Consider the following 7,802-nt stretch of genomic DNA (forward strand, 5'->3'; position numbering starts at 1 on the left):
GAAACTTCGATCAGCTTGGCGCTGATGCCTAGGCCGCTTTGCTTTAAAACCTTGAGATTGATATGTAGCTTGACCCTTTCCTGCTCCAGTACGAACCCTATCATTCCGCCTGATTCGGCAAACAGCGGTTGGCCGCTGACTGTTAGGCTGTTGGAGAAGCTGGCTACCGACAACGCATTCGGTATTATGTTGTCGATACGGCCGTCCGCGTTATCGAAATAAACGATTTGGCAATTTTTGATTTGCTTGACGTTGTCGTGGCGGACTATGCGTATGGGTTTATCTTGTACCGTTCTGGATTCCAGACTATCCAGTAAATTCTGGAAAGAATCGGCTCCCACCAGGCAAATGTTGAAGGATGTGCCGGTCAGGGCCGGCCAGGTAATGAATTTGGTGAAGTTGTATAGATAGGCGGCCTTGATTTTGTATTCGAGGCTGTCCTCGGCCCGCGCCATGCCAGTTGAAAGGCTGATCAACAGCGCAATCCGGGTGACGGCCACAAGCAAATTCGTGGACAGACCGCCTTTTTCGAACAAAACCAAAATACATCCTTATCAGTTGATAGATATCTTCAGACAAGGATAGTAGAAGTTTACATTTAAGCTACACGCCGGCGAAGAGGCGGGTCAAGGCCTTGATCAAATAAGCGTGGTCCAGCACGCCGGCGCTTTCGCGCACGCTGTGCATGGCCCACATCGGGTTGCCGACATCGACGGTGGGTATGCCGAGCTTGGCGGATGCCAAGGGGCCGATGGTGCTGCCGCAGGGAAGATCGCCGCGGTGGGAATATTTCTGGAACGGCACTTCCGCCTGTCGGCAAAGCTCCATGAAGGCGGCTTCGGACAAACAGTTCGATGCATAGCGATGATTGGCGTTGATTTTGATGGCCGGCCCCTGATTGACGTAAAGTTTATGGTCAGGCTCATAGGCGCCTGGAAAGTTGGGTTGATAGGCATGCGCCATATCGGCGCTGATCATTAGGCTATTGGCCAACGCGCGCTGGTAGTCTTGCTTGTCTAACCCCTGAGCAAGGGCGATGCGTTCCAGTACGTCCGGCAGGAAGCTGCCGGCGGCGCCCTTGCTGCTTTCGCTGCCGATTTCTTCATGATCGAAAAAAGCGCACACCAGAGTATTGCCGCTCTGCAATGCGGCATCGTTTAACAGTGCGCTAATGCCTGCATGGCAGGAGGCCAGATTGTCCAGTTGGCTGTTTGCATAGAATGCTTGGTCCGCGCCCCAAAATGCGCCTTTTTGGGTGTCGTGAATATTGAACTCCCAGGCTAAAATTTGTTCTGCTTCCAGGCCCGAAGTGGTCGTCAAAAACGAGGTAAACTGTTCGCGGGCCAATTGCTGGTCGGTAGCCTCGGCGAATATCAACGGTAACTCGGTTTGTTTATTCAGTTTAAGGCCGTCTTCGTTGACCGAACGGTTCATGTGAATCGCCAGATTGGGCAGTCTTAACAATGGTTGATCGAAACTCACCAATCGGCTGGCAATCTTGCCGTTCTCGCCGCGATAGGCGATACGGCCGGCCAGACTCAGGTCGCGGTCGCTGAAGGTGGCTAGGATAGGGCCGCCGTACACTTCGACCGCCAAGCGCAGCAATTTGTCGCTGTTGCCGGCGGGATTGGGTTTTAAGCGCAGGCCCGGCGAATCCGTGTGGGCACCGAGGATTTTGAAACCGGTGGCGGGCAAATCTTTTTGGCCGGTTACAAAGATCACAATGGACGATTCGTCGCGCACTACGTAATAACGCTCGCCCGCGCTCAGCGACCAGGCGTCCGCCTCGTCCAGGCGTTTAAATCCAAAGGCCCGCAGGCGTTGTTCCAGCGTGGCGACCACATGCCACGGACTGGGGCTGGCGTCGATGAAATCCAGGCAGTCACGTACCTGTTGTCGTGCGGTCATGGCGTCTCCCGCAGTTCCAAAGCCACGGAATTGATGCAATAGCGCAGACCGGTCGGCTGGGGGCCATCGGTGAAGACATGGCCCATATGAGCGCCGCATTGGCTGCAGGTGACTTCTATTCGATGCATGCCGTGGCTATGGTCTTCATGTTCGTTCAGGCTGACGGTATTTAACGGTTCCCAAAAGCTGGGCCAGCCGCAGCCGGAATGAAATTTATGCTCGGAGGCAAACAAGGCTTGTCCGCAACACACGCAGTGATAGACGCCTGGGGTGGTGCAATCGGTGTATTTGCCGGTGAAGGGCGGTTCGGTGCCTTTTTCGCGGCAGACATGAAATTGTTCAGGGGTGAGTTTTTCGCGCCAGTTTGTTTCGACGTCGGCTGGTTTGCTCATGATGCTATCCCGGTTGAATCAGTCAGAGCGGATTATTGTACGCCAAATATGCGTGCCCATAGTGACGCTGACCGCGTGGGATCATTGCGTTAAATCGCTGGGGCGCGACTCCGGAAAATCCGTTGGCGGCTAAATTAATAAAATCCGCTTCCCGAGTGAACTTCCGAGTAAATGCGTAGTCTTTTGCGGCGGAGATAGTAAGGGTCCGGTGGTGCTGAAAGTCAACTTGAAGCGCCGCCGGATTTTTTTTGCCCGTCGATTACTATCTTCTCGATTTAAAGCGTTTCCCTGCAAAAATCGCGGCCGTTCCAGCACAGGCATTCGCCGGAGTCTTTTTTCCAATCCGCCAATACCATGCGCCGTGCGGGACTGGCGTCGACCAGTAAGCTATGCGTGGCGGGTCTGTGCGTATGGCCGTGTATCAAGGTCAGGCAATTAAAGCGCCGCAGGGTTTCGATGACGGTTTGTTGATTGACATCCATGATGTCCGGCGATTTTTTACGTTTGTGCCAAAAACTGCGTAAACGATACCAACGCGCGGCCAACAGACGCAGCCATAACGGTTTCGACAGCACCTCGTTTTGCCAGGCGTGGCCGCGGGATTTTATCCGGAAAGCCTGATAGGGCAGATCGTCGGTGCAGAGCAGATCGCCGTGCGTCAACAAAGTGGGCTGCCCATCCAGGTCGATTACAGCATATTCGTCCAGCAAGCTGATGCCGGCTTCCGCGCAGAAGCCTTGTCCCAGCAAAAAGTCGCGATTGCCTTGCAGCAAAAAAATGGCCGTGCCGGTGTCGCTCAACGCTTTCAGGGCTGTCTTGATGGTTTTGTTGGGCGGTGTGTTGTCGTCGTCGCCTATCCAGGCATCGAACAAATCGCCGAGTATGTACAAGGACCGCGCTTGTGCGGCCCTGTGTTGCAAAAAATTCAGGAAACGCCGGGTAATCTCGGGTTTTTCCAGCGAGAGGTGTAGGTCCGAGATGAACAGGATGTCTTTTTTCAAAACGAGGCTTGGCGGCTTCGCCCGGGCGGGCGAAGCCTGAATGGCTGGCTTATTCGACGATTTCGGCTTTTTCGATCACGATGTCGGTTTTCGGCACATCCTGATGCATGCCTCGGTTGCCGGTTGCTTGTTTGGCCATTTCATCGACCACATCCATGCCTTCAATCACTTCACCGAATACCGCATAACCCCAGCCGCTGGGGGTAGGGCTGGTGTGGTCCAGGAATGAGTTGTCTTTATAATTGATGAAAAATTGCGCGGTGGCGGAGTTTGGGTCGTTGGTGCGAGCCATGGCCAGCGTGCCGCGTTTGTTTTTCAGGCCGTTGTCGGCTTCGTTTTTGATCGGTGCCTTGGTTTCCTTTTGCGCAAAACTGGTGTCGAAACCGCCGCCTTGAGCCATAAAGCCCGGAATCACCCGGTGAAAAATGGTGCCGTTATAAAAGCCGCTTTTGACATATTCGGCAAAATTGGCGGCGGAAACCGGGGCTTTGACAGTATCCAGCTGAATCGTGAAAGCGCCCAGCGAAGTGGTCATTTTGACTTTGGTTTGGGTGTCGGACATTGGTTTTTCCGTTGCAAAAGAAAGGGTTGAGAACAATAACAGCATCAGGTAAACAAAGGGTTTGCGCATAATGGCTCCTAAAAATCGCTGCAAGCCGGCAATTCTAGGTGTTTTCAGCTTGAAAGAGAAGCCGGAATCTTGATAGATTGCCCGGTCCTTGGCTGTATTCCATTCATTCCGATGCTGAAAATCTACAACACCCTGACCCGAAGCAAGCAAGAATTCGTCCCCAGACAGCCCGGCAAAGTCGGTATGTATGTTTGCGGCATGACGGTGTACGACTATTGCCACATCGGCCATGCCCGGGTGATGGTGGTGTTCGATACCGTGGCGCGTTATCTGCGGCATGCCGGCTACGAATTGACTTATGTGCGCAACGTCACCGACATCGACGACAAGATCATTCAGCGCGCCAACGAAAACGGCGAGGATTTTTCCGCTCTGACTGAACGCTTCATCGAAGCGATGCACGAAGACGAGCGGGCATTGGCGGTATTGCCGCCGGATATCGAACCCAAGGCCACTCAATCCATTGCCGACATCATAAACATGATCGCCAAGCTGGTCGAGCGCGAATACGCCTATGTTGGCGGCAACGGCGACGTATTTTATGCGGTCAGCCGCTTTGACGGCTACGGCAAATTGTCCGGCAAAAACATCGAAGACTTGAATGCCGGCGAACGGGTGGATGTCGACAACGCCAAGCGCGACCCCTTGGATTTCGTGTTGTGGAAAATGGCCAAACCCGGGGAGCCCTATTGGGATTCGCCGTGGGGGCAAGGTCGTCCCGGCTGGCATATCGAATGCTCGGCGATGTCGACCTGCTGCCTGGGCAATCATTTCGATATTCACGGCGGCGGCATGGATCTGCAGTTCCCGCACCACGAAAACGAAATTGCCCAATCCGAGGGCGCCACCGGCCAGCCCTTCGTCAATTATTGGATGCACAATGGTTTCGTGCGGGTCAACGAAGAAAAAATGTCCAAATCCTTGGGTAATTTCTTCACGGTACGCGAGGTGCTCAAACAATACCGGCCGGAAGTAATCCGGTTTTTCATCTTGTCCAGCCATTACCGCAGCCCGTTGAATTATTCCGACGAACAACTGGACGATGCCGGCGCGGCGCTGACCCGGTTGTATACCGCATTGAGAGGCATCGAGATTACCGATGTGGCTATCGACGCCGATTTTAAACAGCGCTTCGAACAGGCGATGGACGACGATTTCAATACCCCGGTAGCATTGGCGGTGTTGTTCGATCTGGCCAGGGAAGTCAACAAAGCCGAAGACAAAACCCTGTTGGCGGCAACCCTGAAACAGTTGGCCGGGATTCTTGGTTTATTGCGGGACGATCCCGATGGCTTCTTGAAAGGCGGCGCGGCGGATGGACTGGCCGAAGCGGAAATTGAGCAATTAATCGAGGCCCGAAAAACCGCCAAGGCCAATAAAGATTGGGCGCGGGCAGACAGCATTCGAGATCAACTTAAAGAACAAGGTATTGTTTTGGAAGATGTTGCCGGCGGCCACACCCATTGGCGCCGCGAGAACTGAATCACCGACAGACGTAGGCCGGAATAAGCGTCAGCGTTTCCGGCAAACCGCTTCCGCCGGAAACGCCTAGCGGCTTATTCCGGCCTACACCCTTTAGAGCAAGACATGACAGAAATCAAACACAAATCGCTGGAAACCTTCCTGGACGAACTGGCCGGCAAACAAGCCACCCCCGGCGGCGGCAGCGCCGCGGCGGTGATGGGGGCTCAGGGCGCGGCCCTGGTCGGCATGGTCTGCAATCTGACCATCGGTAAACCTAAATACGCGGCAGTCGAAGCCGACATGCAAGCCTTGCTGGCCGAAGCCGAAGACTTACGCGAGACTTTGATCGGCATGATCAAGGCCGATGTCGATGTGTTCGACAAACTGATGGCCTGCTACGGCTTGCCCAAGGCCAGCGACGAGGAAAAAGCCCACCGCGGTGCTCAAATTCAGGCTGTGCTGAGGGAAGCTACCGAAGTGCCCTTGGCCTGCGCCAAGGCCTGCGCCCAAGCCATGGCCCTGAGCCGGGTAGCGGCCGAGAAAGGTAACCTGGGTGTGATCAGCGATGCCGGCGTGGCGGTCATGGCGGCCTATGCCGGTTTGAAAAGCGCGGCCTTGAATGTGCGGATCAATGCCGCCGGTCTGAAAGACCGGGAATTTGCCGAAGCCAAGCTGGCGGAGTTGAATGCCATCATGCAAGCCGCGGATGAAGAAGTTGCGGCAATTTACGGCACCGTTCAAGGCAAATTATAACGGGCTGCATTCAGTGGGGATTTCGTGAACAAGCCGCATCGCCCTTCAAACGATGGATGCTGTTCTGGTTGAGGCCATGCGCCGAGAAACCAGACTCGCTACCCGCTCGTCCAAATCTCAAGTTATCCGGCCCAGCTTCAGCGTTAGTAGTTCGCCCGCATCGTAATTTCACGCTTGTTGAAACGCAATCCGAACCCACTCGATCGGCCTGTCTGTCGATGACGGTAAAATCGGTTGCATAACACAGAAAAATAACTAGACGATTATGCGGCTTCCTATCGGCCGTTTGATTTTTCTAAAACCGTGATAGAACTCTAAAAAAAAACATGAGATCAGTCGGCTTACTTTGCATGCCAGAAATCTGCGCTATATTGCACAGAAATATTGCGGAAAAAGTAGCTGGAAGAGCAAAGAACACCGGTTTTAAGCTTTGTTCAGTAAACAAGCAATAATGATTGATCGAAATCAATAACCTTAAAGTTTAAGGGTAAACAATCTAATAACTCCCGAATTCAAAGGCATGCAAATGATCGGACGTGGTTCTATTTATCGCTATGATTCGTCAGGTCTCATGAAATCATCGCCGAAGATAGTAAGTTCGGGATGGGTTGCTGGATTCTTAAGAAACTCTAGTGAATACAGGCGCTTAGGCTGCCTTCAAGCTTACCATGCATGGCACTGTATGCCCGCTTCCCCGCGGACGGGACGCGCCTGTTTCTAATACGATCTAGAGCCAACGCTTCGATTATGAAAGCACTGCAATCGCTCCAACGAATCGGAGGTGTTTGATCCAAGTTTTCATAGAAATGGATTTACTTTTTACGCTTGTAAACAAGAGCTCAGCTTGGGGCGATTCATGCCCCCACATTAAAAATAACAAAAACCATGAGGTGACCCATGAACCGTCTGACCAGTCCGTTTTCCAATACCCGTGAAATCCTGATCGCCGATGCCGGCATCGAAGGCCTTGGTACTTTGCTTGAAGGCCTAAATCCCGGTGTCGAGCCTTGGCTCGTTCAATCGGGCGAAAACGCCGTGGCCAAGATCATCAAGGCCCTGGCAACGCCGGGCCTTAAAACCCTGCACCTATTGGCGCACGGAGCACCCGGTCAAATCAACCTGGGCGGTCATGCAATCACCGCCGCGGATTTCACCAGTCGCTTCGACGGCGCCGCCCAGCGCGACCTGGACATCGCCTTCTGGTCTTGCCGCACCGGTGCCGATGCGGCGGGCCAAGATTTCGTCCAGGCCGTGGCCAATGCAACCGGAGCTAGGGTTTTTGCGACGAGTGGCTTAGTGGGGCATGCGGAGAAGGGGGGTAGTTGGAGTTTGGGTGAGGCTGTGAGCCCCCCAGTCGATGTGCGGGCGCGTAACGAATTTGCCAATATCTTAGCGGCTGTTGCGGGTACGGTTGATGGCAATCCTGTTGTCGATATTGCTGATAGTATAGTTACCGGCGATGAGGTCGTAGTAGTAACCGATACTTCTGCCGCTGCGGTCGATCTTAGCGCGATTGCGGCTCTCCTTACAGGCACCGGCAGCATCGACGGCTCGGCCGTGACCGCCATCAACGGCACCGCCGCCGAGGTGGTGCAAGCCCTGACCGATCTGGATACCGATCCCGTCAACTTCGACAGTGCCTTAACTGGCACA

At 53.9% G+C, this 7,802-nt stretch carries 8 protein-coding genes; 3 read left to right on the top strand and 5 right to left on the bottom strand.

Translation table 11 applies throughout. The annotated features are described in order from the left end of the window. From NP590_RS19920 to NP590_RS19940, 5 genes are all read right to left on the bottom strand, one after another. Positions 1-542: YfiR family protein (locus tag NP590_RS19920; RefSeq protein ID WP_256604493.1), on the bottom strand; the 542-nt coding region annotated here is incomplete at its 3' end. A gap of 61 nt (positions 543-603) precedes the next feature. Beyond that, positions 604-1,908, bottom strand: coding sequence for a M18 family aminopeptidase (locus tag NP590_RS19925; protein ID WP_256604494.1), 1,305 nt, complete (start codon positions 1,906-1,908; stop codon positions 604-606). Further along, positions 1,905-2,300 (bottom strand): peptide-methionine (R)-S-oxide reductase MsrB, encoded by a 396-nt coding sequence (gene msrB, locus NP590_RS19930; protein ID WP_256604495.1) that lies wholly within the window; start codon positions 2,298-2,300, stop codon positions 1,905-1,907. Before msrB ends, NP590_RS19925 begins: the two co-directional genes overlap by 4 nt. Before the next feature lie 275 nt (positions 2,301-2,575). Continuing rightward, positions 2,576-3,301: a UDP-2,3-diacylglucosamine diphosphatase gene (locus tag NP590_RS19935; protein ID WP_256604496.1), complete on the bottom strand. Its 726-nt coding sequence runs from the start codon at positions 3,299-3,301 to the stop codon at positions 2,576-2,578. Between the two features lie 49 nt (positions 3,302-3,350). Next, complete coding sequence (locus tag NP590_RS19940; RefSeq protein ID WP_256604497.1) at positions 3,351-3,932, bottom strand: peptidylprolyl isomerase; 582 nt, start codon at positions 3,930-3,932, stop codon at positions 3,351-3,353. Positions 3,933-4,043: 111 nt separating this feature from the next. Here NP590_RS19940 and cysS point away from each other — a divergent pair, with 111 nt between their 5' ends. The 3 genes from cysS to NP590_RS19955 form a co-directional block, all read left to right on the top strand. Beyond that, positions 4,044-5,414, top strand: coding sequence for a cysteine--tRNA ligase (gene cysS, locus NP590_RS19945; protein ID WP_256604498.1), 1,371 nt, complete (start codon positions 4,044-4,046; stop codon positions 5,412-5,414). Positions 5,415-5,519: 105 nt separating this feature from the next. Beyond that, entirely contained in the window at positions 5,520-6,149 is a 630-nt protein-coding gene (fchA, locus tag NP590_RS19950) for a methenyltetrahydrofolate cyclohydrolase (RefSeq protein ID WP_256604499.1), read from the top strand. An 897-nt stretch (positions 6,150-7,046) separates the two neighbouring features. After that, a partial coding sequence (locus NP590_RS19955; protein ID WP_256604500.1) for a DUF4347 domain-containing protein occupies positions 7,047-7,802 on the top strand: 756 nt, incomplete at its 3' end.

Origin of the sequence: Methylomonas subterranea, assembly GCF_024505185.1 — a bacterium.
GTDB classification, from domain to species: Bacteria; Pseudomonadota; Gammaproteobacteria; order Methylococcales; family Methylomonadaceae; genus Methylomonas; species Methylomonas subterranea.

Bases quoted from the DNA above. Each gene is read 5' to 3' on its own strand.
- cysS (WP_256604498.1), top strand. From the start codon at position 4,044: ATGCTGAAAATCTACAACACCCTGACCCGAAGCAAGCAAGAATTCGTC.
- fchA (WP_256604499.1), top strand. From the start codon at position 5,520: ATGACAGAAATCAAACACAAATCGCTGGAAACCTTCCTGGACGAACTG.
- NP590_RS19925 (WP_256604494.1), bottom strand. From the start codon at position 1,908: ATGACCGCACGACAACAGGTACGTGACTGCCTGGATTTCATCGACGCC.
- NP590_RS19940 (WP_256604497.1), bottom strand. From the start codon at position 3,932: ATGCGCAAACCCTTTGTTTACCTGATGCTGTTATTGTTCTCAACCCTT.
- msrB (WP_256604495.1), bottom strand. From the start codon at position 2,300: ATGAGCAAACCAGCCGACGTCGAAACAAACTGGCGCGAAAAACTCACC.